At 63.6% G+C, this 24,668-nt stretch carries 22 protein-coding genes; 11 read left to right on the top strand and 11 right to left on the bottom strand.

The window, feature by feature from the left end; translation table 11 throughout:
- Positions 1–20 precede the first annotated feature (20 nt).
- Together IGS61_RS14235 and IGS61_RS14230 are read right to left on the bottom strand one after the other, a co-directional pair.
- Positions 21–497, bottom strand: a complete 477-nt coding sequence (locus IGS61_RS14235; protein ID WP_230540167.1) for an FKBP-type peptidyl-prolyl cis-trans isomerase — start codon at positions 495–497, stop codon at positions 21–23.
- Between the two features lie 155 nt (positions 498–652).
- A complete protein-coding gene (locus IGS61_RS14230; RefSeq protein WP_230540166.1) occupies positions 653–2,530 on the bottom strand; it encodes a potassium transporter Kup in 1,878 nt (625 codons plus the stop codon).
- Positions 2,531–2,767: 237 nt separating this feature from the next.
- Between IGS61_RS14230 and rarD the strand changes: the two genes are divergently transcribed.
- Positions 2,768–3,652: an EamA family transporter RarD gene (rarD, locus tag IGS61_RS14225; protein ID WP_230540165.1), complete on the top strand. Its 885-nt coding sequence runs from the start codon at positions 2,768–2,770 to the stop codon at positions 3,650–3,652.
- Between the two features lie 94 nt (positions 3,653–3,746).
- Positions 3,747–5,414, top strand: coding sequence for an energy-dependent translational throttle protein EttA (gene ettA / locus IGS61_RS14220; RefSeq protein ID WP_034752850.1), 1,668 nt, complete (start codon positions 3,747–3,749; stop codon positions 5,412–5,414).
- Between the two features lie 72 nt (positions 5,415–5,486).
- On the opposite strand, the gene IGS61_RS14215 is transcribed toward ettA, so the two are convergent.
- Positions 5,487–6,068, bottom strand: coding sequence for a porin family protein (locus IGS61_RS14215; protein WP_230540164.1), 582 nt, complete (start codon positions 6,066–6,068; stop codon positions 5,487–5,489).
- Positions 6,069–6,293: 225 nt separating this feature from the next.
- On the opposite strand from IGS61_RS14215, the gene IGS61_RS14210 reads away from it, so the two are divergent.
- On the top strand, positions 6,294–6,875 hold the full coding sequence (locus IGS61_RS14210; RefSeq protein WP_230540163.1) for a molybdopterin-dependent oxidoreductase: 582 nt from the start codon (positions 6,294–6,296) through the stop codon (positions 6,873–6,875).
- A gap of 6 nt (positions 6,876–6,881) precedes the next feature.
- Here IGS61_RS14210 and IGS61_RS14205 read toward each other — a convergent pair whose 3' ends face one another.
- Positions 6,882–7,244, bottom strand: coding sequence for a hypothetical protein (locus IGS61_RS14205; RefSeq protein WP_230540162.1), 363 nt, complete (start codon positions 7,242–7,244; stop codon positions 6,882–6,884).
- 266 nt (positions 7,245–7,510) lie between these two features.
- On the opposite strand from IGS61_RS14205, the gene IGS61_RS14200 reads away from it, so the two are divergent.
- Positions 7,511–8,965: a sensor domain-containing diguanylate cyclase gene (locus IGS61_RS14200; RefSeq protein ID WP_230540161.1), complete on the top strand. Its 1,455-nt coding sequence runs from the start codon at positions 7,511–7,513 to the stop codon at positions 8,963–8,965.
- Here IGS61_RS14200 and IGS61_RS14195 read toward each other — a convergent pair.
- The 7 genes from IGS61_RS14195 to IGS61_RS14165 are packed head-to-tail and all read right to left on the bottom strand — an operon-like array spanning position 8,962 to position 16,002.
- Positions 8,962–9,789, bottom strand: coding sequence for a Rossmann-like and DUF2520 domain-containing protein (locus tag IGS61_RS14195; RefSeq protein ID WP_230540160.1), 828 nt, complete (start codon positions 9,787–9,789; stop codon positions 8,962–8,964). The genes IGS61_RS14200 and IGS61_RS14195 overlap by 4 nt on opposite strands.
- Before the next feature lie 9 nt (positions 9,790–9,798).
- The gene (locus IGS61_RS14190) at positions 9,799–10,386 is read right to left on the bottom strand and encodes a DUF924 family protein (protein ID WP_230540159.1); all 588 of its coding nucleotides are present in this window, start codon (positions 10,384–10,386) and stop codon (positions 9,799–9,801) included.
- Positions 10,387–10,391: 5 nt separating this feature from the next.
- Complete coding sequence (locus tag IGS61_RS14185) at positions 10,392–11,132, bottom strand: MgtC/SapB family protein (protein ID WP_230540158.1); 741 nt, start codon at positions 11,130–11,132, stop codon at positions 10,392–10,394.
- Positions 11,133–11,387, bottom strand: coding sequence for a hypothetical protein (locus IGS61_RS14180; RefSeq protein WP_046681889.1), 255 nt, complete (start codon positions 11,385–11,387; stop codon positions 11,133–11,135). It abuts the gene before it with no gap.
- Entirely contained in the window at positions 11,387–13,210 is a 1,824-nt protein-coding gene (locus IGS61_RS14175) for an aminopeptidase P family protein (RefSeq protein ID WP_230540157.1), read from the bottom strand. The genes IGS61_RS14180 and IGS61_RS14175 overlap by 1 nt, the downstream gene beginning before the upstream one ends.
- Before the next feature lie 46 nt (positions 13,211–13,256).
- Positions 13,257–15,317: a DUF4132 domain-containing protein gene (locus IGS61_RS14170; RefSeq protein WP_230540156.1), complete on the bottom strand. Its 2,061-nt coding sequence runs from the start codon at positions 15,315–15,317 to the stop codon at positions 13,257–13,259.
- Entirely contained in the window at positions 15,304–16,002 is a 699-nt protein-coding gene (locus tag IGS61_RS14165) for a Crp/Fnr family transcriptional regulator (protein WP_077398453.1), read from the bottom strand. Before IGS61_RS14165 ends, IGS61_RS14170 begins: the two co-directional genes overlap by 14 nt.
- A gap of 179 nt (positions 16,003–16,181) precedes the next feature.
- Here IGS61_RS14165 and IGS61_RS14160 point away from each other — a divergent pair, with 179 nt between their 5' ends.
- The 7 genes from IGS61_RS14160 (at position 16,182) to IGS61_RS14130 (ending at position 24,640) form a co-directional block, all read left to right on the top strand.
- A complete protein-coding gene (locus tag IGS61_RS14160; RefSeq protein ID WP_230540316.1) occupies positions 16,182–18,113 on the top strand; it encodes an AMP-binding protein in 1,932 nt (643 codons plus the stop codon).
- Positions 18,114–18,127: 14 nt separating this feature from the next.
- On the top strand, positions 18,128–18,943 hold the full coding sequence (locus IGS61_RS14155; RefSeq protein ID WP_230540155.1) for an ABC transporter ATP-binding protein: 816 nt from the start codon (positions 18,128–18,130) through the stop codon (positions 18,941–18,943).
- 20 nt (positions 18,944–18,963) lie between these two features.
- Complete coding sequence (locus tag IGS61_RS14150; protein ID WP_230540315.1) at positions 18,964–19,860, top strand: branched-chain amino acid ABC transporter permease; 897 nt, start codon at positions 18,964–18,966, stop codon at positions 19,858–19,860.
- Between the two features lie 84 nt (positions 19,861–19,944).
- Positions 19,945–21,003, top strand: a complete 1,059-nt coding sequence (locus IGS61_RS14145; RefSeq protein ID WP_230540154.1) for a branched-chain amino acid ABC transporter permease — start codon at positions 19,945–19,947, stop codon at positions 21,001–21,003.
- Between the two features lie 58 nt (positions 21,004–21,061).
- On the top strand, positions 21,062–22,381 hold the full coding sequence (locus IGS61_RS14140) for an ABC transporter substrate-binding protein (RefSeq protein ID WP_230540153.1): 1,320 nt from the start codon (positions 21,062–21,064) through the stop codon (positions 22,379–22,381).
- A gap of 66 nt (positions 22,382–22,447) precedes the next feature.
- On the top strand, positions 22,448–23,293 hold the full coding sequence (locus IGS61_RS14135) for an ABC transporter ATP-binding protein (RefSeq protein ID WP_230540152.1): 846 nt from the start codon (positions 22,448–22,450) through the stop codon (positions 23,291–23,293).
- A 90-nt stretch (positions 23,294–23,383) separates the two neighbouring features.
- Positions 23,384–24,640 carry a phenylacetate--CoA ligase family protein gene (locus IGS61_RS14130; RefSeq protein WP_230540151.1) on the top strand — a complete coding sequence of 419 codons (1,257 nt, stop codon included), beginning with the start codon at positions 23,384–23,386 and terminating at the stop codon, positions 24,638–24,640.
- The last annotated feature ends 28 nt before the right edge of the window (positions 24,641–24,668 follow it).

Here is a 24,668-nt window from a genome sequence, read left to right as displayed (position 1 = left end):
TTCATGTGCCCTGCGCGTGCTTACTTTTTATCCACTTTTCGCAGCGTGATGTCGAACACCAGGCCGGCGTAAGGCGGGATCACCACCGCACCCGTCGCGTCACGGGTGCCGCTCACGCCATAACCCAGCTCATACGGAATGAGCAGGCGGCGCGTGCCACCCACCTGCATGCCGACCAGGCCACGGTCCCAGCCCAGGATATTTTTGCCGATGCCCTGGACAAACGTATAACCGTTGAGAGAAGGGGACGCGTCGAATTGCGCGCCTTTGCCATCCGGCTTGCTCGCGTCATACAGCCAGCCCGTGTAGAGCACCGTCAAGGTATCGCCCGCCGCGGCGACCGTGCCGGTGCCTTTCACCAGGTCAGGAAAGAGGAACTCTTTCACTTGCGTGTTCGGGTCGAGCACGACCGGCTTCTCCGTGTTGGCGGCGGCACCGCAAGCGGTCAGGGCAACGGCGCAAGCGAGGGTGGCGATCAATTGAAATACCGATTTCATGGTTTCCCTTTAAATATTGGTGTGTGACTAAGGCCCGTACGGTGCGGACCGGTACGGGCTGGAGTTTAACAGGAGTCATGTGCCCCATTTGTAAGCAGACGTAAGCACGGTGGCGGTTGTGTGCCAATACAACATTGGCACAACAACCACATTGCCTAGATTTCCACCTGCGTGCCCAGTTCGATCACCCGGTTGCTCGGAATCTGGTAGTAGTCGGCCGCCGTGCGCGCATTGCGCGACATGGTGACGAACAGGTGTTCGCGCCACGGCATCATGCCGGCGCCCGGCGTCGAAATGATGGTCTGGCGCGCAATGAAGAACGACGTTTCCATCATCTCGAAATCGAGTCCCTGCTCGGCGCACTGCGCCAGCGCAGCCGGAATGTCCGGTTCATCCTTGAAGCCATAATGCACGTTGACCTGGTAGCACTGGTGACCCAGCTCCACCACGCGCACGCGCTCCGATGGCGCCACCCACGGCTCTTCATGCATGAAGACGGTGAGGAAAATCACGCGCTCGTGCAGAACCTTGTTATGCAGCAAGTTATGCAGCAGCGCATGCGGCACGCCATCCGTTTCGCCACGCAGGAAGATGGCCGTGCCGGGGACGCGCAGCGGCGGCGCGATGAACAGCGACGAAAGGAAATCGTTGAGCGGAATCGCATGCTTTTCCAGGTTCTGGAACACCAGCTGGCGGCCCCGTTTCCAGGTCAGCATGACGATGAACAAGATCGAACCCAGCAGCAGCGGGAACCAGCCGCCGTGGAACAGTTTCAAGGCGGTCGCCGACACCAGGTTGATGTCGATGATCAGGAAAAAGCCCGTGGCGGCCCAGCACAGGGCCAGGTTCATCTTCCAGCGGTAGCGGATGACGAAGAAGGTCAGGATGGTGGTCGACAGCATGGTGGCCGTGACCGCAATGCCGTAGGCGGCGGCCAGGTTTTCCGAGGAGCCGAAGCCGACGACGGCCAGCAGCACCACGGCCAGCTGCAGCCAGTTCACGGCGGGGATGTAAATCTGCCCGATTTCGCTTTCCGACGTGTGGCGCACGCGCATGCGCGGCAGGAAACCCAGCGCGATCGCTTGCTTGGTCATCGAGAAGGTGCCGGAAATGGTGGCCTGCGAGGCGATCACGGTAGCCATGGTCGACAAAATCACCAGCGGATACACGCTCCACGCGCCCAGCTGCTGGTAAAACGGATTCGAGACGGCTTCGGGATGGGCCAGCAGCAAGCCGCCCTGGCCCAGATAGTTCAGCGCCAGCGCGGGGAAGGCGATCAGGAACCAGGCCAGGCGGATCGGTTTCTTGCCGAAGTGGCCCATGTCGGCGTACAGCGCCTCGGCACCCGTCAGCGCCAGCACCACGGCGCCCAGGGCGACGAAGGCGACGAAACCGTTATTCATCAGGAAGGTCGCCGCGTGCAGGGGATTGAGTGCGGCCAGGACGGCGGGCGACTTGATGATGTTGACCACGCCCATGCCGGCCAGCGCGGCAAACCACAGCACCATGACGGGGGCAAAATAGCGGCCGATGCCGGCCGTGCCATGCGACTGCACGGAATACAGGCCCACCAGCACGGCGATGGTCAGCGGCACCACGTAGGGACTGAAGGCGGGCGTGGCCACTTCCAGGCCTTCGATCGCCGACAGCACGGAAATGGCCGGCGTGATCACGCTGTCGCCATAGAACAGGGTGGCGCCGAAGACGCCGATCACCATCAGCGGAAAATGCCAGCGCGACAGGCGGCTGACGGACGACAGCACCAGCGCCATCAGGGCCATGATGCCGCCCTCGCCGCGGTTGTCGGCGCGCAGCACCAGGGTCACGTACTTGAGCGAGACGATCAGGGTCAGGCCCCAGAAAATCAGCGAGACGATGCCCAGCAGGTTCTCGGGCGAGAGCGCCAGGCCGTGGGCCGGGTCGAAGACCGTCTTCAGGGTGTACAGCGGGCTGGTGCCGATATCGCCGTAAACGATGCCGACGGCCGCCAGCGTCAAGCCGGCCAGGCCGCTTTTTTTATGTTCCGACGTCAAGATTGCACCCGTTTTTGTTTTGTTGCATCGCACAATATGATAGGTATTAGCAAATAGCAAGAGTATTTTTGCATGGTTACGGGCTGCCCCAAAGTCGTGGTTTTGTGCCGCTCCGCCTTGCTGCGCGGGCTTGCGGCCATTGATTTGTTGCCATTCTACGCCTCGCCAGCGGCGCCGGGCAGCCCCCGGTGTTTTCAGACATAATGACAGACTGTCTACTCTCCAGCGAAGCCCATCATGAATCCAGGCATGCTCTACGCCTCCCTCGCCTTCCTGTGCTGGGGCCTGTTTCCCCTGTATTTCCATGCCATCGGCGAGATCGCGCCGCAGGAAATCCTGGCGCACCGCATGGTCTGGTCGCTGTTGTTCCTGGGCATCGTGCTGACCGTGCGCCGCCAGTGGAGCTGGCTGGGCGCCTTGCGCGGCCAGCCGAAAGTGGTGGCCAGCTTCGTCGCCAGTGCGTTCTTGCTGTCCGCCAACTGGTTCATCTATATCTGGGCCGTCAACAACGGCCACGTGGTCGACGCCAGCCTCGGCTACTTCATTACGCCCCTGATCAATGTCATGCTGGGCTTCTTGCTGCTGCGCGAGCGCCTGCGCCGCCTGCAGTGGCTGGCCATCGGCCTGGCCGCCTGCGGCGTGGCCTGGCTCACCTGGCAGGCGGGGCAGGTACCGTGGATCGCCCTGCTGCTGGCGGCCACCTTCGGCGGCTATGGCTTGCTGCGCAAGACGGCCGCGCTGGGCGCGCTGGAAGGCTTGTCGTTCGAAACCCTGATTCTGTTTCCCCTGGCGCTGGCCTATATGCTGTGGCTGGGCTGGCATGGCCAGAGCGGCTTCGTCAATACGGATTCCACCGCCACGCGCGCGCTGCTGCTGGCGTCCGGCCCCATCACGGCCATCCCCCTGCTGCTGTTCGCCGCCGGCGCGCGCCGCCTGCCGCTGGCCGTGCTGGGGCTGTTGCAATACATCGCCCCCACGGGCCAGTTGCTGATTGGCGTATGGGTCTTCCACGAATCGTTCACGCCCGAGCGCATGCTGGGCTTCCTCGTCATCTGGACGGCGCTGGCCCTGTACGCGGCCGAAGGGCTGTGGACGGCCCGCCGCGCGCGCAGCGCCGCCTAGACACCCAGGGGTCCGTTTCCGCAGCGCACAGCGCTGGCCGGAAGCGGGCGTTTACCGTATCCTGTCCGTCTTTGTATATCACCCGAGATTTCTAATGGCAAATTACGTCTACACCATGAATCGCGTGGGCAAAATCGTCCCGCCCAAGCGCCAGATTCTGAAAGATATTTCCCTCTCCTTCTTCCCAGGCGCGAAGATCGGCGTGCTGGGCCTGAACGGCTCCGGCAAATCGACCCTGCTGAAAATCATGGCCGGCATCGACACCGACATCCAGGGCGAAGCCGTGCCGATGCCGGGCCTGAACATCGGCTACCTGCCGCAGGAACCACAGCTGGACCCGGCAAAAACCGTGCGCCAGGAAGTCGAGTCGGGCCTGGGCGAAGTGTTTGAAGCGCAAGCCAAGCTGGAAGCCGTGTACGCCGCGTATGCCGAGGAAGACGCCGATTTCGACGCCCTGGCCACGGAACAGGCGCGCCTGGAAGCGATCATCTCGACCTCCGACGGCGGCAATCTGAATTTGCAGCTGGAAATGGCCGCCGACGCGCTGCGCCTGCCGCCATGGGACGCCACCATCGGCGTGCTGTCCGGCGGTGAAAAGCGCCGCGTGGCGCTGTGCAAGCTGCTGCTGTCCAAGCCCGACATGCTGCTGCTCGACGAACCGACCAACCATCTGGATGCGGAATCGGTCGACTGGCTGGAACAATTCCTGCTGCGCTTCCCCGGCACCGTGGTGGCCATCACCCATGACCGCTACTTCCTCGACAATGCGGCTGAGTGGATCCTGGAGCTGGACCGCGGCCACGGCATCCCATGGAAGGGTAACTATTCGACCTGGCTGGACCAGAAGCAAGCCCGCCTGAAGCAGGAAGAAGCGACGGAATCGGCGCGCCAGAAGGCGCTGCAGAAGGAACTGGAATGGTCGCGCCAGAATCCGAAAGCGCGCCAGGCCAAGTCGAAAGCCCGTCTGGCCCGCTTCAACGAGCTGTCCGAGCACGAATACCAGAAGCGCAACGAAACGCAGGAAATCTTCATTCCCGTGGCCGAGCGCCTGGGCAATGAAGTCATCGAGTTCAAGAACGTGTCGAAGGCGTTCGGCGACCGCCTGCTGATCGATAACCTGAGCTTTACGGTGCCGCCAGGCGCCATCGTCGGCATCATCGGCCCCAACGGCGCCGGTAAATCGACCCTGTTCAAGATGATCACCGGCAAGGAAACGCCGGACAGCGGCGAAGTGGCCATCGGCCAGACGGCGCGCGTGTCCATCGTCGACCAGAACCGCGATAGTCTCGCTGACAACAAATCCGTGTTCGAGGATGTGTCCGGCGGCGCCGACATGCTGACGGTCGGCCGCTTCGAAATGCCGTCGCGCGCCTACCTGGGCCGCTTCAACTTCAAGGGTTCGGACCAGCAAAAGCAAGTGGGCAACCTGTCCGGCGGTGAACGGGGACGTCTGCACCTGGCAAAAACACTGTTGATGGGCGGCAACGTCCTGCTGCTCGATGAACCGTCGAACGATCTGGACGTGGAAACCTTGCGCGCGCTGGAAGACGCCCTGCTGGAATTTGCCGGCAGCGTCATGGTCATCTCGCATGATCGCTGGTTCCTCGACCGTATTGCCACGCACATCCTGGCCTTCGAAGGCAATTCGCAGGTCACCTTCTTTGACGGCAACTATCAGGAATATGAAGCCGACAAGAAGAAGCGCCTGGGCGAAGAAGGCGCGAAACCGAAGCGTATCCGCTACAAGCCTTTGACCACGTAATTTCGGTCCGGCAATGCAAAAAGGCAGTTACCTCGTGGTAACTGCCTTTTTTTTCAGCAAACTTCCAGTAAATTAGAAGTTGTAGCGTGCGCCCAGTGCCAGGCCCGTGGCCTTGCGGCCCTGGTCGGCGCTCTTGCCGAAGTGTTCCACTTCCGCCGTCAGCGAGACTTTCTCGTTGATCGCGTACTGCGCGCCGACAGAAGCATACACGCCCGTCTTGTCGTTGCCGCTGATGCCAGTCGACAGACCCGTGCCGCTCAAGCTGTTCTTGACCTTGGCCACGCCGAGCTTGCCGAACACGCCGACCTTGTCGCTCACGGGCATGGTGGCCTTGCCGGCCAGGTAGTAGCCGTGCGAATCGCTTTTCACGGAACCGTTGCCGGCGCCGGTGACATAGCTGTAATCCTTGCTGCCGAAATCGGCGTAGCCGCCCTCGACCGCCCAGGTCTTGTCGAAATCGTAACCGGCGAAGATCTTGGCACCCGCCTTGTAGCCGCTGTGATTATCGGCGCTGGTGGCGCCAGGAATATCGAAGTTGTAGCGGTTGCCCGTGACACCGGCACCCACATAGGCGCCTTCGGCGTGCGCGGCGCTCATGCCGGTGAATGCGGTAGCAGTAGCGATCATTGCAAACAGGATTTTCTTCTTCATCATGTTCTCTCTCTCAATTAGTGAATGGTGCCTGGATTCGCAGTTCAGCGAAGTGCGATGACTACACAATAACAGGCGAAAAAAGCTACGTCTTTCTCCATTCCGTAAGAACTGTGACAAGATGTAAGCGGGAATTGCAAACTGATAATAACCGTAAAATGCGCACCGTTGAGCGAACTTAAGATAGACTTAAGGACATTAGCGATTTCCAGTCAAGAGGAGAGGTGCATGCACAAACGCCAGTTTCTCGCCGCCGCCATGGCCGCCACTACCCTGCCGGCCATCGCCCGGGTGGCGCCCGCCGGCCTGCGCGGCCCGGCCCTGCTGACCGTCACGGGCAGCATCGATAAACCGAACCGGGGTCCGTTCGACGCCGTGCGCGACCAGATGATGCACAAGCAGAAAATCAGCTTTGAGCGCGCGCGGGCCTTCGATTTTGCGGCGCTGGCGAATTTGCCGGCGCGCACCATCCACCCCACGCTGGAATACGATGGCAAGGCGCATGCCCTGCGCGGGCCGCTGCTGGCCGATGTCTTGAAGGCGGCGGGTGCGCCCGAGGAAGATGCCGTGCGGCTGCTGCTGCGCGCCGTGGACGGCTATGCGGCGGCGCTGACCATGGCGCAGGCGCGCGCACAGCGTTTTATCGTCGCCACCCACCTGGACGGTCAGCCGATGGCGCTGGGCGGCCTGGGGCCGCTCTGGGCCATCCACGATGCCGACCGCATCGCGGCCGTCGCGGCACTGCCCCTGGCCGAACGGTTCGCCAGCTGCCCGTGGGCGCTGTATCACATCGGCGTGGAGGCGGGTTGAAGCAAATTATGCGTAGGCTTCCGCCATCGACATGACGCGTGGGGCGATAGCAATGCCATGCTCCTCGAACAGCGCCGTGATGGCCGCCAGATTGTGCGTGCACTCCTCGGTTTTCCAGCCCTTGAAGATATCCGTGCCATCCTTCTGGAAATGCAGGTCCAGCACTTTGCCCATATCCTTGTGCAGGTAGGGAGAACTATAGGTATTCTCGAAGCCGAGCGCCTTCAATTGCCCCAGCAAGGCCAGCGGCGGATGGTCGGGATCGGTGGCGAGAAAAATGCCGAAGGTCTTGCCCGGTGGTTTGGCGGCGATATCGACCTCGTAGATGCCGGGGGCCTTGCTGACGGACGTACTCTTTAAAAATAACATGCAACACTCCCTGCGCGGAATGTCCCGCGCCTGAAACGGGCGGCAAGACAGGGGCGGTGCGCAATGATTCCCCTCGTCAAATCTTATTGCTAATTTGCATCTTTGTCGACAAATCGGCACTTTTATTTGGTAAGTCGTGGTTATCTTGTCGCGTTCGACAGCGTAAATTATCAAGAAAACCAGTTATCATTGCGCCAATATCCGCCCTGTTGCATACTTTTGGCTTGCCTCACGATGGCCATCCCGCCTGCCACTGCCTCGTCCCCATGCGTCTTCTGTCGATCAAGTACCGCCTGCTCATCCTCCTGACCCTGATCCTGGGGGCGGGCTTCATGGCCACCAGCCTGGCCAGCTACCTGGCCTCGCGCCAGGCCATCGAACACGGCATCGCCGACCAGACCTTGCCGCTGACGGGCGACAACATCTACTCGGAAATCCAGAAGGACATGCTGCGCCCCGTCTTCATCTCGTCGCTGATGGCGCACGACACCTTCGTGCGCGACTGGATACTCGCCGGCGAAAACAAGCCGGAACAGATCGTGCGCTACCTGGCCGAGGTCAAGAAAAAATACGGCGCCATCACCAGCTTTCTCGTCTCGGACAAGAGCAGCAAATATTACTATGCGGAAGGCACCCTGAAATCCGTCAGCCCGGAGGCGACGCGCGACATCTGGTATTACCGCGTGCGCGCCATGGACACCACCGACTATGAAACGAATGTCGACGTCGACATGGCCAACCGCGACAGCATGACCATCTTCATCAACCACCGCGTCTATGACTACGACGGCCAGTTCATCGGCGCTACCGGCATCGGCCTGACCCTGGCCACCATGAGCCACATCATCGACCGCTACCAGGCGCGCTTCCACCGCAACATTTATTTTGTCGACGCTGCCGGCACCCTGGTCTTGGCGGGCAAGAGCATGCGCAACGGGCACGGCAACATCCGCAGCCTGCCCGGCGTAAACGCCATTGCCGGCCAGATCATCAACCACCAGAGCACACCGACGCACCTGTCCTACCAGCTGGGACGCGCGCAAATCCTCGTCAACTCGCGTTTCATTCCGGAACTGGGCTGGTATCTGGTGGTCGAGCAGAATGTCAGCGACGAGGTACAGTCGCTGCAGCGCGTCTTCATCTTCAACCTGGCCATCAGCTTCGGCGTGACACTGCTGGTGCTCGTGCTGACCCTGCTGACGGTGAACCGCTACCAGCGCCGCATCGAGCGTATCGCCTCGACGGATGCGCTGACGGGCTTGCTGAACCGCCAATCGCTGGAGTTGCTGTTCCAGCGCGCGATGTTATTGTCCAAGCGCAATGCGCAACCCATGTCGGCCATCCTCTTCGACATCGATTTCTTCAAGCGCGTCAACGATACCCACGGCCATCTGTGGGGCGACAAGGTCATCCGCGGCGTGGCCGACGTGGCGCGCGCCACCGTGCGCGAAAGCGATGTCATCACGCGCTGGGGCGGCGAGGAATACCTGGTGCTGCTGAATAACTGCAGCCTGGCGCAGGCCGTCGAGGTGGCGGAAAGCCTGCGCGCCGCCGTCGAACGCCACGATTTCGGCCTGCCCGAGCCGCAACTGCCCGTGACGATCAGCCTGGGCGTGGCCGAGTACCGGCCAGAGGAAAGCGAGTCGGCCTTCTTCTCGCGCGCCGACAGCGCCCTGTACCAGGCCAAGGAGCGGGGCCGCAACCGCCTGCACGCCGCCTAAAGCGCGGACTTGCGCCTGGCCAGGTCCTGCGTGGGCGCGACCAGCGCCCGGTACAGCTCGCCCGTGGCCGCATCCCAGGCTTGCACGGCCTGCTGCTGGCGTTGCACGGTGGCCGAGTCGCCCCGTGCGATGGGGCCGGACAGCGCGGGCGCGGCGCCCAGGCGAAACACGTTCGCCACCGCTTCCGTCACCAGCGGCTGCGCCAGTTCGCGCGCCACCGGTTCGGGGATGCCGGCCGCCTGGTAGGCGCGCAGGGCGGCATCGAGCACCGTCACCAGGTAATTGCTGGCAAAGACGGCGGCGGCGTGATACAGGGTCTTGGCGGCCGGATCGATGGGCACGGGACGCGCGCCGATGGCATTCAAGGCCGGAGTGAGGAAGGCCAGCGCCAGCGGGTCGCCTTCGACGCCGCAAAACGTGCCGTCGAAGGTGGCCGCCACCTGCTGCGGGTCGGCGAAGCTGCGGATCGGGTGGGCGCTGGCGACAAAGGCACCGGCCTGCGTGGCCGCCAGCAGCACGCTGGACGCCAGCGCGCCGCTGCAGTGGAACACGATGGCGCCCGCCTGGCGTCCCTCGGCCACCAGCGCCGCGCAGGCCGGGCCGATCTGGTCGTCCGACACGGCCAGCAGGGTGACGTCGGCGTGCCGCAAGGCCGCATAGCTGTCGACGGGGGTGCCGGCACCGATAAAGTCCACGGCCGCCTGCGCCGACGCCATCGAGCGCGTCAGCACGTCCTGCACCGCGATGCCGTCCACGCCGGCGAACAAGCGGCCCAGCACCTTGCCCACGTGGCCGGCGCCGATGATATTCAATGTCACGTTCATGATGATGTTCTAAAAACTCGATCCCGGCTGGCGCAGGAATTCCACTTCTTCCGGAGTGGAAGCGCGGCCGAGGATGGCGTTGCGGTGCGGGAAGCGGCCGAAGCGGGCGATCACTTCCTGGTGGCGCCCGGCATAGTCGAGCATGCTCTCAAAACCGGGCTGCGCCTGCGACAGCCGCTGGAACAGCTCGACGGCGCGCGCCTGCATGGCCAGGTCTTCCGCATGTTCGAACGGCAAATACACGAAGGCGCGCAGCATCGGCGGCAGCTGCTGGTCGAGTCCCTGCTGCGTCATGGCGACGGCCAGCGCCAGCGCCCAGGCGTCGCCGGCAAAGGCGCGCGGCGTGCCGCGGTACACATTGCGCGTGAACTGATCGAGCACGATGAGGCGCGCCAGCGCGCCGTGCGGCGTCGCATCCCATTCACCCAAGGCACCGGCTATGGCGGCATCGATCAGCGCGCCGAAACGCGCGCGTATCAGCGCATCGAAACCGTCATCCTTGCGGAACCATTCCATGCGCGCCTGGCCGTGGCCGGGGTGGTCCGGCGGCAGGAACCAGAAATCGAGTACTTTTTGAGCCTGGGCGTCCATGTCCATCCTTTTCAGTTGCGTGCATGCGACAGCTGGAAGCCGGCGATGCCATCGAAGGCGGCCAGTTCGGCCGACATGGCCGACAGACTGGCACCCGTGTTCTTGCCATGTGCGATGGCGACAAAGCGCCATTCCTGCATGCCGTCGCTGCTGCCGATGGTCAGCGAGCCGCCGGCGATGTCGTAGCCGCGCTTGGCCGCCATGCGCCGCAGTGCATCTTCGCGCGGAATGAACCCTTGCTTGAAGCGCATGGTGATGGCCACCGCATGGCGCGACGGCAGCCAGTTCTCCAATTTTGACAGGAAAATCATCGCCATCGCGCACAGGAAGGCCAGACCCATGGCGGACAGATAAAAGCCGATGCCCACCATGATGCCGATCACGGACGAGGCCCAGATCGAGGCGGCCGTCGTCAGGCCGCTGATATTGAAGCCCTCGCGCATGATGACGCCAGCGCCCAGGAAGCCCACGCCCGTGACGATGCCCTGGATGACGCGCGTGGGATCACTGCCGACGATGGCACCATGGCCGCCGTACCAGAATTCGGGATAGCCGCCCAGCACGGTCAACGCGGCCGAGGCCATACAAACCAGGCTGTAGGTGCGCATGCCGGCCGCGCGCCCGTGATACGAGCGTTCATAACCCACCAGCAAGCCCAGCAGCAATGCGCCCAGCAGGTTCAGCAGGATCACGCCATTCGTCGCCAGCTCGGCCGGCGACCAGTAGGCGCGCAGGAAGTCGATGGTCGGCATTTAATCCTGGGGCTTTTTCGTCAGCTGCTTTTCAAACGCCACGTCGAGCTTGCTGACGCGGCGCGCCTTTTGCGGCCCCAGGCCATTCACGAAGGCGACAAAGGCGTCCAGTTCCAGCGGCGGGCACAAGGGCGGCAAGCCCGGGCCTTCCGTAAGGAAGAACAGTTCATCGCCCGTGCGCGCCATCGTGTACAGACGGTTGCCGGTGCGTTCCTTGAGCCGCTCGATGGCGGAGGTGGCGCGGGTCGAGCGCATCAGATGGCTCCCGTGCGCTGTTCCAGCCACGCCAGCGCAGGCGCATCGGCCGGCGCGGCCAGGTGCGGCGCCAGGCGCGCGCGCACGGTGGCGTGGTAGTCATTGAGCCAGGCCGCTTCGTCGTCGCGCAACAGCGAACGTTCCACGCAGCGCGTGTCGATCGGGCACAGGGTCAAGGTTTCGAAGCGCAGGAATTCGCCGAACTGCGTCGTCCCCGCTGGTACATTCAGCACCAGGTTCTCGATGCGGATGCCCCACTCGCCGGGCCGGTAGATGCCCGGTTCGATGGAGGTGATCATGCCTATCTCCATGGCCGTCTGCGGCTCCGGCATGGCGGACTGCGAAATCGATTGCGGCCCTTCATGGACGTTCAGGAAGAAACCCACGCCATGGCCCGTGCCGTGGCCAAAGTCGATGCCTTCGGCCCACAGCGGCGCGCGGGCAATCGAGTCCAGCATGGGCGACTTCACGCCGCGCGGGAATTGCGCGCGCGACAGGGCGATCATGCTGCGCAAGACCAGGGTGAAATCGCGCCGGTGTTCTGCCGTGATCGTGCCGACGGGGACCACGCGCGTGATGTCCGTGGTGCCACCGAGGTACTGGCCGCCCGAATCGATCAGCAGCAGGCCGTCGCCGTCGATGGTGGCGGCCGAATCCGCATGGGCGTGGTAATGCATGATGGCGCCATGCGCATTGAAGCCGGCGATGGTGCCGAAACTGGGGCTGACAAAACCGGCGCGGCGGGCACGCGCGGCCGTCAGGTGCTCGTCGACGCCGATTTCCGTCAACGGCGCGCGCTGCGGGTCGGCCAGGGTGGCGTCCAACCAGCTGAAAAATTCGCACAGGGCGGCGCCATCCTGCTCCATGGCGGCGCGCACGTGCGCCGCTTCGCTGTCCGTCTTGCGCGACTTGGCCAGGGTGGTCGGATTGATCGATTCGACCACGCGCACGCCGCCGGCCACGGCCTGGCGCGTGCCGAACGTGACGCGGCGCGGGTCCAGCAGCAGGCTGGCGCCGGCCGGCAAGGCGGCCAGCGCGGTGCCGGCACGGTCATACGCGGCCACGTCCACACCTTCGCTCTCCAGCGTGGCGCGCAGGGCGGCGGGCAGCTTGCCGTCGGCGACGAACAGGGTGGCGCGCTCGGGGCCCACCAGCGCATGCGCGAGGAAGACGGGGTTGTAATTGACGTCGGCGCCGCGCAGATTGAACAAATACGCGATATCGTCGAGGGTGGAAATGACGTGGTGGCTGGCGCCGTGCGCCGCCATGCCGGCGCGCAGGGCCGCCAGTTTCTCACTGCGCGACAGGGCCGGATACGCGGCCGCATGCTCGTACACGGGTGCGGCCGGCATGGCCGGACGATCCGGCCAGACGGCTTGCAGCACATCGGTATCGGTGCGCAGGGTCACTTGCGCGCCCAGCGCCTGCTGCAGCAGGCGCGCATTGGCCAGGCCCAGCACGGCGCCATCGACGGCCACCGTCTGCCCCGGCTGCATGGTCTCGCCCAGCCAGTCGATATACAGCACGCTGGCGCCGGACGGGATTTTCTTCAGGACGATGCCGCTGCCGGCCAGCTCCGTTTCTGCCTGCTCCCAGTAGCGGCCATCGGTCCACACGCCGGCAAAATCCTGCGTCACGACCAGGGTGCCGACCGACCCCGTAAAGCCCGACAGCCACTCGCGGCCCTGCCAGCGGGCCGGCAGGTATTCGGACAAATGCGGGTCGGCCGAGGGCACGATCAGGGCATCGATGTGCTGCGCGCGCATGGCGTCGCGCAGCTGCGATAAACGGGAAGCGGGAGTGGATTGGTCTGGTGTCTGCATGGGAGCGAAAATGGAGCGGTGCCGGGAAGCGTCTATGATACCGCGATTAGCGGCCGGACTGCACTCGGTGCAGCGCCAGCAGCGCCCCGACGGCGGCGGCGATTTTTTCCAGCAGCGCCTCATCGTAGGGCAACCACGGCACGGCGCCCAGCTTGTTCCCCTGCGCTACCACCTCGATCAGCACCCCGGCACCATCTTTCGTGATCCTGCCGGTGCTCAAGTGGATCGCATGCCCGCCCACCGTCAGGTGGCGCGCATCGAGCGCCATGCGGCCGTCCTCGATCTGGTCCGCGAATACCTGTTCCAGCACGGCGCGCCGCATGCCCGCCATCGGCCCCGGTGCCAGATTGGCCAGGTAAAACAGGCGCTGTTCGCGCTCCACGCTTTGCTCCTCCTCCACCAGCGCCAGCGCGCTGGCGCTGACCAGCAGGTCCACCGCGCGGCACGCTTCCGAATACGCCACCGGCGCCATCGGCATCATCTGCGCGGGCGCCAGCCCGTTTGACGTGCAGGCGCCGCCCGCCCCCGGATACACGTGCCCCTCAAGGCGCAGCAATACGCGCCAGGCGCCGAACTGGCGCGACAAGCCTTCATCGTAGTCCAGGCGCCAGCCTTCGCGGCGCGCCAGTCCCAGCAAGGTGCGCAGCGACAGCTGGTAGCCGGCAAATGCGGCACTGCCGTCGCCGGGCGGTGCATATATTTCGCGATAAACCTGGCGCAGCGGCTGGCGCAGGCGCCGCTGCGCGACCAGCGCTTGCCAGGCGGCGCGCTCCTCCCCGCTGCCATGCAAGGGGTGCCACAGGCCGATCTCGCCTTGCGCAGGCAAATCCACCGGCTGCCCCTGCGCATCGATGGCGCCTTTCCCGTCGAGCATAAAGGCCAGCCCATCGCCCGTGCGCCAGACCAGCGCACGCGCCACCGCGTCGATATCGGCATCCTCGCGCAGGCCACGCCATTGGTCCAGGCCAAACCACACCTCGCTGGCGTAGCCCGCTTCCAGGCGTCGCGCCAGCATGGCCTGGCGCCGCTTGCCCATGGGGCCCGGCATGCCGATCCTCCAGGCGATATCGGGCCGTTCGGCCAGCGCCCGTTCGGCCGGTTTCAGATTGCGTTCCAGTTTCTTGCGGATGCCCGCATGGCGTACCTGGGCCAGCGCCTCGCGCAGGGCCAGCAGGCTTTCGGGCGTGGGGATGGTTTCCACCGCATGGCCCAGCGCCATCGCCAGCGACTGCGACGGCGCGCTCTTGGCCGCGCCGGGCGCCACGCATGCCAAAGGCAGCAAGACGGCGATCACGGGCCTGAACCAGGCATCATCGCGATAGGACGCCACCCGCGCGGCACGCGCCAGCACGGGCGAGTCTGCCGTGGCAAAGGCGGCATCGGCCGCATACGGCACGCTGCCGTCATGGATGGCGGCGATATGGCGCGCCGCCTGTTCCAGTATCGTGCGCGCAAACGCGACATACGCCGCATCATCGGCCAGCACTTCGGCAGGATCCGCCTCGCCGATACTGTCGCGGCTCCAATGGCCGCTGTAGCGCGAGCCGGCCAGCGCCAGCAGGGATGCTCGCGCCAGTTGCGGCAGTACGGTGAGTTCCTGCAAGGTCAATGGCATCGGGTAGCGCGCATGGCGCTCCTCCATCATCTGCCCGAACTGGGCCGGGGCGTCGCCGCCGGCCAGCTGCGCCAGCAGCCAGGCGGCAAAATGCTGTTCGCCCCAGTGCTTCGGTTCATCCAGGATGCGCAGCGCCAGCTGCGCGCTGCCTTCCGGTGGCGCGCCGCGCAGACAATCCAGGCAGCCGATTGCGTAGTCCCAGTCGTGCACGCGGGCCGCATCCAGCGCGTCGAGGAACATGTCACCTGCCAGCGCCGGTGCCAGCTTCACGCTGCTCGCTTGTGCCAATAGCGCCATCGCCAGTTCGCGCCGCGCGGGATCGTCATGGCCAAAGCCCGCCGCGCGGTGCAGCGCACCCCAGATGGCGCCCAGCTCCTCGGGTGTCCAGTCGCTGAAATCGACCGGCGGCCCCGTGAAACGCGCATGCTCGACAAAGCCGCCATCGAGGCGGACGCGTAGCGCCGCGGCGCGAGTGGATTCAGATGGCATCATCGGCCTCGTAGCGGCGCAAGCCTTCCAGGTCCAGCACGCGGATGCCGCCGTAATCGAGGCGCAATAAACCTTTTTTTTCCAGCACCTGCAAAGCCTGGTTGGCGCGCTGGCGCGAGGAACCCGACAGCAGGCCGATTTCCTCCTGCGACAGCTGCACCAGCGTCTCCACGCCCGGATACAAGTGCGAGTTGAACATCGACGCCAGGCAGCGCGCCACGCGCGTGTTCAGGTCCAGCAAGCGTTCGTTTTCCACCATGCCGATGAACTGGCCCAGGCGTTCGTTCAGCTGCATCAGCAGAAAGCGCGTGAATGGCAAACTCGTTTCCAGCAGCCAGTGGAAGGTGGCGCCGGGCAGGCGCGCCACGCGCGTGTCGCGCAGGGCCATGGTGTCGTATTTGCGGATTTCATTCTTCAGCAATGAACCTTCGCCGAACCAGCTGCCGGGCGGCACGCCGATGAAGGTCATGGCCTTGCCGGAGGCGGAAAAATTATTCATCTTGACCATGCCGCTGATGACGCCGATCCAGTTGTCCACCGGTTCGCCCTTGCGGCAGACAAAACCGCCTTTCGGCACGAAAGTCTCGAACACGTCCGCCTCGACCCTGGCCAGTTGAACGGGGTCGAGCAGCTGCGCCCAGTTGGCCGCGCGCACGGCATCCTTGAGGCTGATATCAGGGTTGATCATTGTGCGATGCACCATCGAAAAGTGGGTAAATGTCCCCGAAAAGACAACTCGGCAAACTAACGCAAGCTACTATCATTGCACAAACGCCTTACACATAAAAACACAGAGCGCCATCCAACGAGGTGGGGCCTGAGACAAGCAACAGGGAGACACTGGTGCAAACGACTACCACAGCAACAATGCCGACTTTTCCGCGGCGCTTATTGCAACACGGGACAGTACGATCCGACAAGCCCGCCTTTCGCGAAAAGCACCTGGGCATCTGGCAAACCTGGACCTGGTCCCAGGTCAATGACGAGGTACGCGCGCTGGCCTGCGGCCTGGCCGCCATCGGCTTCCGGCGCGGCATGAACCTGGCCATCATCGGCGACAACCGTCCCCGCCTGTACTGGGCCATGCTGGCCGCGCAAAGCCTGGGCGGCGTACCCGTGCCACTGTACCAGGATGCGCCGGCCGCCGACATGGCCTATGTGCTGCAGGATGCGGAAATCCGCTACGCCGTCGTCGAAGACCAGGAGCAGGTCGACAAGCTGCTCGAACTCAAGGCCCTGTATCCGCACGTCGCCCACATCGCCTATGATGATGAACGGGGCATGCGCCATTACCGCCAGCCGGAGCTGACGTCCTTTGCCGCCCTGCAGGCACTGGGCCGGACCTACGACCGCGAGCATCCGGGCTTCTTCGAGGCGGCCGTGGCAGCGGGTGCCGGCCACGACTCGGCCGTGATCCTGTACACCTCGGGCACCACGGGCAAACCGAAGGGCGTGTGCCAGAGCCACACGGCACTGCTGGCGGCAGGCGAAGGGGGCGTCACCTTCGACCAGCTCACCGACGAAGAAGACATCCTGTCCTACCTGCCCATGGCGTGGGTGGGCGACTGCCTGTTCTCGCTGGCGCAGGCCATGGTGGCCGGTTTCACCGTCAACTGCCCCGAGTCGGGCGATACGGTGATGATCGACATGCGCGAAATCGGCCCCACCTGCTACTTTGCGCCGCCGCGCGTGTTCGAGAACATGCTTACCAGCGTGATGATACGCATGGAAGACGCCAGCAGCATCAAGCGCCGCATGTTCAGCCATTTCATGGACGTCGCCAAGCGCTGCGGCGCGCAGATTTTGGATGGCAAGCCCGTCTCGCTGGCGGACCGCCTCAGCTACAAGCTGGGCGAAATCCTCGTCTACGGTCCCCTGAAAAACGTGCTGGGGCTGTCGCGCGTGCGCGTCGCCTACACGGCCGGCGCCGCCATCGGCCCCGACCTGTTCCGCTTCTACCGTTCGATCGGCGTCAACCTCAAGCAGCTGTACGGTTCCACCGAAACCTGCGCCTACGTATGCCTGCAACCGGATGGCAATATCAAGTTCGACAGCGTCGGCTTGCCGGCACCGGGCGTGGAAGTCAAGCTGGCGGCCAATGGCGAAGTGCTGGTCAAGTCGCCCGCCACCATGAGCGGCTACTTCAAGCGCCCTGACGCCACGGCCGAAGTGATCGACGATCACGGCTACTTTCATACGGGCGACGCGGGCGTGTTCGACAGCGAAGGCCATCTGAAAATCATCGACCGCGCGGCCGACGTCGGCAAGCTGAATTGCGGCGCCATGTTCGCCCCCAACTACATCGAAAACAAGCTCAAGTTCTTCCCCTTCATCAAGGAAGTGGTGGCCTTCGGCAATGCGCGCGACCAGGTCTGCGCCTTCATCAACATCGACATCGAAGCGGTGGGCAACTGGTCGGAGCGGCGCGGCATCGCCTATTCCGGCTACACGGACCTGGCGGCGCGCGCCGAGACCTACGGCTTGATCCGCGACTGCATCGAGCAGGTCAACGCGGAACTGGCGGCCGACCCCTTGATGGACCGCACGCAGGTACACCGCTTCCTGGTGCTGCACAAGGAACTCGACCCGGACGACGACGAACTGACGCGCACGCGCAAGGTACGCCGCAAATTCATCGCCGAAAAATATGCGGTGCTCATTTCCGCCCTGTATGAGGGTAAGACAACGCAATACATCGAGACCCAGGTGAAATTCGAGGATGGCCGCCTTGGCTCGACCAGCGCCGACCTGCAGATCTGGGACAGCAAAACGTACCGGCCCCAGGGCCTGGCCGCATGATGGAGCACAGCACGATGCAAATGAACGAACCCGACGCCCATTTCGGCACGGCCCGCAAGACGGGTCCCGTCATCCTCGACCTGAAGAACATCTCGCTGTCGTTCGGCGGCGTGAAAGCGCTGACCGACATCTCGTTCGACGTGAAACAGCATGAAATCCGCGCCATCATCGGCCCGAACGGCGCCGGCAAGAGCTCGATGCTCAACGTGATCAATGGCGTGTACCGCCCGCAGCAGGGAGAGATCATCTACCGGGGCGAGCACCGGCGCGGCATGGACTGCTACCAGGCCGCCAAGTCCGGCATTGCACGCACCTTCCAGAACATCGCCCTGTTCAAGGGCATGACGGTACTCGACAACATCATGACGGGACGCAACCTCAAAATGAAGTCGAATTTTCTCTTGCAAGCCCTGTACTGGGGTCCGGCACGGCGCGAGGAAATCGAGCACCGCAAGAAGGCCGAGGAAATCATCGACTTTCTGGAAATCCAGGCCATCCGCAAGACGCCCGTCGGGCGCCTGCCCTACGGCCTGCAAAAGCGCGTGGAACTGGGCCGCGCCCTCGTGGCCGAACCGGAGATTCTGCTGCTGGACGAACCGATGGCCGGCATGAACGTGGAAGAAAAACAGGACATGTGCCGCTTCATCCTCGACGTCAACGACCAGCTGGGCACGACCATCGTGCTGATCGAGCACGACATGGGCGTGGTGATGGATATCTGCGACCGCGTGGTGGTGCTCGACTACGGCAAGAAGATCGGCGATGGCACGCCCGACGAGGTGCGCAGCAACCAGGATGTCATCAACGCCTACCTTGGCACGAGCCATTAATTCCCGGGATCCGTATGAATATCAATTTTTTCTTTGAAGTGCTGATCGGCGGCCTGCTGTCGGGCGTCATGTACGCGCTGGTGGCGATCGGTTTTGTCCTGATCTACAAGGCTTCTGGCGTCTTCAACTTCGCGCAGGGCGCGATGGTGTTCTTCGCCGCCCTCACCTGCGTCGGCATCATGGACAAGTTCGGCCTGTCGCTGTGGCTGGCCATCCCGCTGACGATGGTGACCATGATAGCCCTGGGCATGGCGATTGAAAGGGTGGTCTTGCGCCCGCTCGTCAACCAGCCGGAAATCACCCTCTTCATGGCCACCATCGGCCTGACCTTCTTCATCGAGGGCCTGGCGCAGCTGATGTGGGGCTCGCAGGTGCACAAGCTGGATCTGCCGATCGAAGACGTGCCGATGCAGTTCCTGATGGACCACTTCGACATCAACATTTCGCAATTCGACATGGTGGCCGCCGGCGTCTGCGCGCTGCTGGTCATTTGCCTGGCATTGCTGTTCTCGAAAACCAAGGTGGGCCGCGCCCTGCGCGCGGTCGCGGACGACCACCAGGCGGCGCTTGCCGTGGGTATCCCTTTGCAGCGCATCTGGGCCGTGGTCTGGGGCGTGGCGGGCCTGGTGGCTCTGGTGGCAGGCTTGCTGTGGGGCGCCCGCAACGGCGTGCAGTTCGCCCTCACCTTCGTCGCCCTCAAAGCCTTGCCGGTGCTGATCCTCGGCGGCTTTACCTCGGTGCCGGGCGCCATCGTCGGCGGCCTGATCATCGGTGCCTCGGAAAAGCTGGCCGAAGTCTACATCGGCCCCATGGTCGGCGGCGGCATCGAAGGCTGGTTCCCGTATGTGCTGGCCCTGCTGTTCCTGCTGGTGCGTCCAGAAGGCCTGTTCGGCGAAAAGATCATCCGGCGAATATAACGCCACCGTAACAGCATCGTAGGTCGGGTTAGCGCATGGCGCGTAACCCGACAACAGCCAAAACAGCCAGCAAAGGACCATCCCATGATTTACCGTGAAGCAGGACAATTCAAGACCAGCTACCAGGCCGACAACCAGATCTTCCCGATCCGGCAAGACCGCCTGGCGCTGACGGCCACGCTCCTCGCCGCCGTCTTCCTCCTGCCGTATTTCGCCTCGCCCTATCTCCTGTCAGCGATCATGATTCCCTTCCTGATCTTCGCCCTGGCCGCGCTGGGTCTGAACATCCTGACGGGCTATGCGGGCCAGCTGTCGCTGGGCACGGCCGCCTTCATGGCAGTCGGCGCCTTCGCCTCGTATAACTTCATGGCGCGGCTGCCCGGGCTGCCGCTGCTGGTGTCGTTCATCCTCGGTGGCCTGTGCGCGGCCATGGTGGGTATCGCCTTCGGCCTGCCCTCGCTGCGCATCCGCGGCTTTTACCTGGCCGCCTCCACGCTGGCGACGCAGTTCTTCGTCGTCTGGTGCCTGACCAAGATCCCCTACCTGACCAACTACAGTTCCTCGGGCGTGATCACGGTGCAAAAGATGACCATCCTCGGCTACCAGTTCGACACGCCGCAAAGCAAATACCTGCTGGTGCTGGCCATCGTCGCGGGCATGGCGCTGCTGGCCAAGAACATGATCCGCTCGAACGTGGGCCGTTCGTGGATGGCCGTGCGCGACATGGACATGGCGGCCGAAGTGATCGGTTTCAGACTGATGCGCACCAAGCTGCTGGCCTTTGCCGTCAGCTCGTTTTACTGCGGCGTGGCCGGCGCGCTGTACGCGTATGCCTACCTGGGCACGGTGGAACCGGAAGCCTATAACCTGGACCTGTCCTTCCGCATCCTGTTCATGATCATCATCGGCGGCGTCGGTTCGATTTTAGGTTCCTTCCTCGGCGCGGCCTTCATCGTGCTGCTGCCCATCTTCCTCAATACCATCGCGCACGGCCTGTCGCTACCCACCAGCGTGGCCTCGAACCTGGAACTGATGGTGTTCGGCGCGCTGATCATCTTCTTCCTGATCGTCGAACCGCATGGCCTGGCCAGGCTGTGGCAAATCGCCAAGGAAAAGTTGAGACTCTGGCCCTTCCCCCATTAAGTTTTTGCAGTCGATGTCGGTTCACTTGAATACCAAATAAAACAAGAGGAGACACACAATGAAACACATCAAATCGCTCATGCTGGCCGCCGCCATCGCCAGTGCCGCACTCACCATGGCCGCCAGCGCCCAGGCGCAGGACAAGGAACAGTACATCGCCCTGCCGTCCTACCGCGTGGGACCGTACGCGGCCGGCGGCTCCGGTTTCTACGGCGGCATCATCGACTACTTCAACCTGGTCAACCAGGCCGGCGGCGTGAATGGCGTCAAGATCAGCTGGGAAGAGTGCGAAACCGAATACAACCCCTCGCGCGGCGTCGAATGCTATGAACGCCTGAAAACCAAGCAGGGCGGCGCCACGTTGGTCGAAACCCTGTCAACGGGTGTCGCCTACGGCATCCTGGACCGCGTGGCGCAGGACAAGATCCCCATGACGATGATCGGCTACGGCCGCTCGGACGCCGCCAACGGCAAGGTCTTCCCGTACGTGTATCCGCTGATCTCCAGCTACTGGAGCCAGGCCGCCGCCATGATCAAATACCTGGGTGACAAGGATGGCGGCATGGACAAGCTGAAAGGCAAAAAGATCGTGCACCTGTACCACGATTCGGCCTTTGGCAAGGAGCCGCTGCCTGTGCTTGAAGCGCTGTCGAAACAGTACGGCTTTGAGCTGATCAAGATTCCCGTCGCGCCGCCTGGCAGCGAACAGCAATCGCAATGGCTGCAAATCCGACAGGCCAAGCCGGACCACGTGATCCTGTGGGGCTGGGGCGTGATGAACTCCGTCGCCATCAAGACGGCGCAGCGCAACGGCTTCCCGCGCGACAAGATGCTGGGCGTGTGGTGGGCCGGTTCCGAAGAAGACACGATTCCATCGGGCGACGCGGCCAAGGGCTACACGGCGATGAGTTTTAATACGCCGGGCAACTACCCCGTTCTCGACGACATCCGCAAAAAACTCTACGCCTCCGGCAAGGGCAACCTGTCCGACCAGTCGCGCATCGGCTCCGTGTACCACATGCGCGGCGTGACGGCCGGCATCCTGTGGGTCGAAGCGATTCGCACGGCGCAGGAAAAATTCGGCAAGGGAAAACCGATCACGGGCGAGCAGATGCGCTGGGGCCTGGAAAACCTGAACGTCGACGATGCGCGCCAAAAGGCCGTGGGCGCGCTGGGCATGTTCCCCACCGTGAAAACCAGCTGCGACGACCATGAAGGCTCGGGTGCCGTGAAAGTGCAGCAGTGGGATGGCAAGAAGTGGACCGCCATCACGCCGAAATGGATCGTCGGCGACAAGGCCCTGGTGCGCAAGCTGGTCGAGGAATCGTCCGGCAAGTACGCCGAAGAGAAAAAGATCACGCCGGCGTGCATGAAGTAATGCCGTAGCGAGAGGAACCGGACCGGCCAACGCCGGTCCCGTGTTTAACATTTTAAAGAAGCAGCCATGACCCACTCTGCCACGCAAGCCCCGATCAAGCCGGACGCGCCGCCGCCCTACCTGTCGGTGAACAATATCGAAGTCATCTACGACCACGTGATCCTGGTCCTGAAGGGCGTGTCGCTGCAAGTGCCGCAAGGCAAGATCGTGGCGCTGCTGGGCGCCAACGGCGCCGGCAAGTCGACCACCCTGAAGACCATCTCGACCCTGCTGCGCGGCGAACGCGGCGACGTCACCAAGGGCGAAGTCCAGTTCAAGGGCGAGCGCGTGGACCAGTTGACGCCGAATGAACTGGTCAAGCGCGGCCTGTCGCAGGTGATGGAAGGCCGGCACTGTTTCGGCCATCTCACCATCGAGGAAAACCTCTTGACGGGCGCCTACACGCGCAGCCTGTCGCGCGGCGAGCTGAAAGACGCGCTGGAGAAGGTGTACCACTATTTCCCGCGCCTCAAAACGCGGCGCGCCAGCCAAGCCGGCTACACCTCGGGTGGCGAACAGCAGATGTGCGCCATCGGCCGCGCGCTGATGGCTAAGCCGTCAATGATTTTACTGGACGAGCCCTCGATGGGCATCGCGCCGCAGATCGTCGAAGAGATTTTCGGCATCGTCAAGGACCTGAACCACCAGGAAAACGTCTCTTTCCTGCTGGCCGAACAGAACACCAACGTGGCGCTGCGCTACGCCGACTTTGGCTACATCCTGGAAAACGGGCGCGTCGTGATGGAAGGACAAGCCCAGGAACTGGCCAGCAACGAAGACGTCAAGGAGTTTTACCTGGGCGTCTCCGGCGCCGGGCGCAAGAGCTTCCGCGACATGAAGTTCTACCGCCGCCGCAAACGCTGGCTGGCCTGATCCATCAAAACCCTTGGCTGCAACGCGCACGGCGGTCCTGATGGCCTGGCGTGCGGATCAACACGCACTGACAAATGGAGAATGACTGACATGAACGATACGCTCGACAGTCTGGAAACGCGCACCGCCGAGGCGCGCGAACGCGAATTGATGGCCGGCCTGCCGCAGCTGATCGCGCGCGCGCAACAGGCGCCGGGCTGGGCCCGTATCCTCGACGGCGTCAACGCGGCCGGCATCACCAGCCGCGCCGCGCTGGCGCAGCTGCCCGTGACGCGCAAGTCCGACCTCAAGCAATTGCAGCACGCGCAGCTGCCGTTCGGCGGCTTGAACACGACGCCGAAAAACGCCCTGTCGCGCGTGTTCGTCTCGCCCGGCCCCATCTTCGATCCGGAAGGCCGCGGCCCCGACTGGTGGCGCTTCGCGCGGCCCATGTATGCGGCCGGCGTGCGCGCCGGCGGCCTGCTGCAGAACTGCTTCTCGTATCACTTCACGCCAGCCGCCTTCATGGTCGAAGGGGGCGCCGCGCGCATCGGCTGCACCGTCATCCCGGCCGGCATCGGCCAGACGGAAATGCAGGTGCAGGCGATGGCCGACCTGAAGCCGGACACGTATATCGGCACGCCCTCATTTTTAAAACTGATCATCGAGAAGGCGCGCGAAATGGGCGCCGACATCAGCAGCGTCACCAAGGCCGTGATGGGCGCGGAAGCCTTGCCCGAATCCTTGCGCAGCTGGTTTGCCGAGAACGGCGTGCCGCACGTGTTCCAGACCTATGCCTCGGCCGATATCGGCAGCATCGCCTACGAGACGGCCAGCAATGGCAAGCTCAATCCCGGCATGGTCGTCGACGAAAATGTGCTGCTCGAGATTGTCCATCCGGGCAGCGGCATTCCCGTCGCGCCGGGCGAGGTGGGCGAAGTCGTCGTCACCGTCTTCAATGCCGACTACCCGCTGATCCGCTTTGCCACGGGCGATCTGTCGGCCGAGCTGGTCGATGCGCCGGAGTCGCCGTGCGGCCGCACGAATACGCGCATCAAAGGCTGGATGGGTCGCGCGGATCAAACCACCAAGGTGCGCGCCATGTTCGTGCATCCGTCGCAGGTGCATGACATCGCGCGCCGCCACCCGCAAATCAGGAAGGCGCGGCTGGTGGTATCGGGGCGCATGGCCAACGACGAGATGGCCTTGCATTGCGAAGTCGACGATCCGGCGGACGCCAGCGGCGTGGAAGCGATCGTCGCTTCGATCCGCGAATTGACCAAGCTGCGGGGCGACGTGGTGCTGGTGGCAGTGGGCAGTCTGGCGCAGGATGGGAAAATCATCGACGACATGCGCGATTACAAATAAGGCCAATTTGCGGGATAATACCGGCATT

The organism is Janthinobacterium sp. FW305-129, assembly GCF_020858115.1.
In the GTDB taxonomy this organism is placed as follows: domain Bacteria; phylum Pseudomonadota; class Gammaproteobacteria; order Burkholderiales; family Burkholderiaceae_D; genus Janthinobacterium.
Note: the sequence above shows the minus strand (reverse complement) of the source record. Positions and strands in the feature narration are given on the sequence as shown.

What these genes read in the sequence shown, in the direction of transcription:
- IGS61_RS14235 (WP_230540167.1), bottom strand. Translation starts at nt 497, where the DNA reads ATGAAATCGGTATTTCAATTGATCGCCACCCTCGCTTGCGCCGTTGCC.
- rarD (WP_230540165.1), top strand. Translation starts at nt 2,768, where the DNA reads ATGAATCCAGGCATGCTCTACGCCTCCCTCGCCTTCCTGTGCTGGGGC.
- ettA (WP_034752850.1), top strand. Translation starts at nt 3,747, where the DNA reads ATGGCAAATTACGTCTACACCATGAATCGCGTGGGCAAAATCGTCCCG.
- IGS61_RS14215 (WP_230540164.1), bottom strand. Translation starts at nt 6,068, where the DNA reads ATGATGAAGAAGAAAATCCTGTTTGCAATGATCGCTACTGCTACCGCA.
- IGS61_RS14210 (WP_230540163.1), top strand. Translation starts at nt 6,294, where the DNA reads ATGCACAAACGCCAGTTTCTCGCCGCCGCCATGGCCGCCACTACCCTG.
- IGS61_RS14205 (WP_230540162.1), bottom strand. Translation starts at nt 7,244, where the DNA reads ATGTTATTTTTAAAGAGTACGTCCGTCAGCAAGGCCCCCGGCATCTAC.
- IGS61_RS14200 (WP_230540161.1), top strand. Translation starts at nt 7,511, where the DNA reads ATGCGTCTTCTGTCGATCAAGTACCGCCTGCTCATCCTCCTGACCCTG.
- IGS61_RS14195 (WP_230540160.1), bottom strand. Translation starts at nt 9,789, where the DNA reads ATGAACGTGACATTGAATATCATCGGCGCCGGCCACGTGGGCAAGGTG.
- IGS61_RS14190 (WP_230540159.1), bottom strand. Translation starts at nt 10,386, where the DNA reads ATGGACATGGACGCCCAGGCTCAAAAAGTACTCGATTTCTGGTTCCTG.
- IGS61_RS14185 (WP_230540158.1), bottom strand. Translation starts at nt 11,132, where the DNA reads ATGCCGACCATCGACTTCCTGCGCGCCTACTGGTCGCCGGCCGAGCTG.
- IGS61_RS14180 (WP_046681889.1), bottom strand. Translation starts at nt 11,387, where the DNA reads ATGCGCTCGACCCGCGCCACCTCCGCCATCGAGCGGCTCAAGGAACGC.
- IGS61_RS14175 (WP_230540157.1), bottom strand. Translation starts at nt 13,210, where the DNA reads ATGCAGACACCAGACCAATCCACTCCCGCTTCCCGTTTATCGCAGCTG.
- IGS61_RS14170 (WP_230540156.1), bottom strand. Translation starts at nt 15,317, where the DNA reads ATGATGCCATCTGAATCCACTCGCGCCGCGGCGCTACGCGTCCGCCTC.
- IGS61_RS14165 (WP_077398453.1), bottom strand. Translation starts at nt 16,002, where the DNA reads ATGATCAACCCTGATATCAGCCTCAAGGATGCCGTGCGCGCGGCCAAC.
- IGS61_RS14160 (WP_230540316.1), top strand. Translation starts at nt 16,182, where the DNA reads ATGCCGACTTTTCCGCGGCGCTTATTGCAACACGGGACAGTACGATCC.
- IGS61_RS14155 (WP_230540155.1), top strand. Translation starts at nt 18,128, where the DNA reads ATGCAAATGAACGAACCCGACGCCCATTTCGGCACGGCCCGCAAGACG.
- IGS61_RS14145 (WP_230540154.1), top strand. Translation starts at nt 19,945, where the DNA reads ATGATTTACCGTGAAGCAGGACAATTCAAGACCAGCTACCAGGCCGAC.
- IGS61_RS14140 (WP_230540153.1), top strand. Translation starts at nt 21,062, where the DNA reads ATGAAACACATCAAATCGCTCATGCTGGCCGCCGCCATCGCCAGTGCC.
- IGS61_RS14135 (WP_230540152.1), top strand. Translation starts at nt 22,448, where the DNA reads ATGACCCACTCTGCCACGCAAGCCCCGATCAAGCCGGACGCGCCGCCG.
- IGS61_RS14130 (WP_230540151.1), top strand. Translation starts at nt 23,384, where the DNA reads ATGAACGATACGCTCGACAGTCTGGAAACGCGCACCGCCGAGGCGCGC.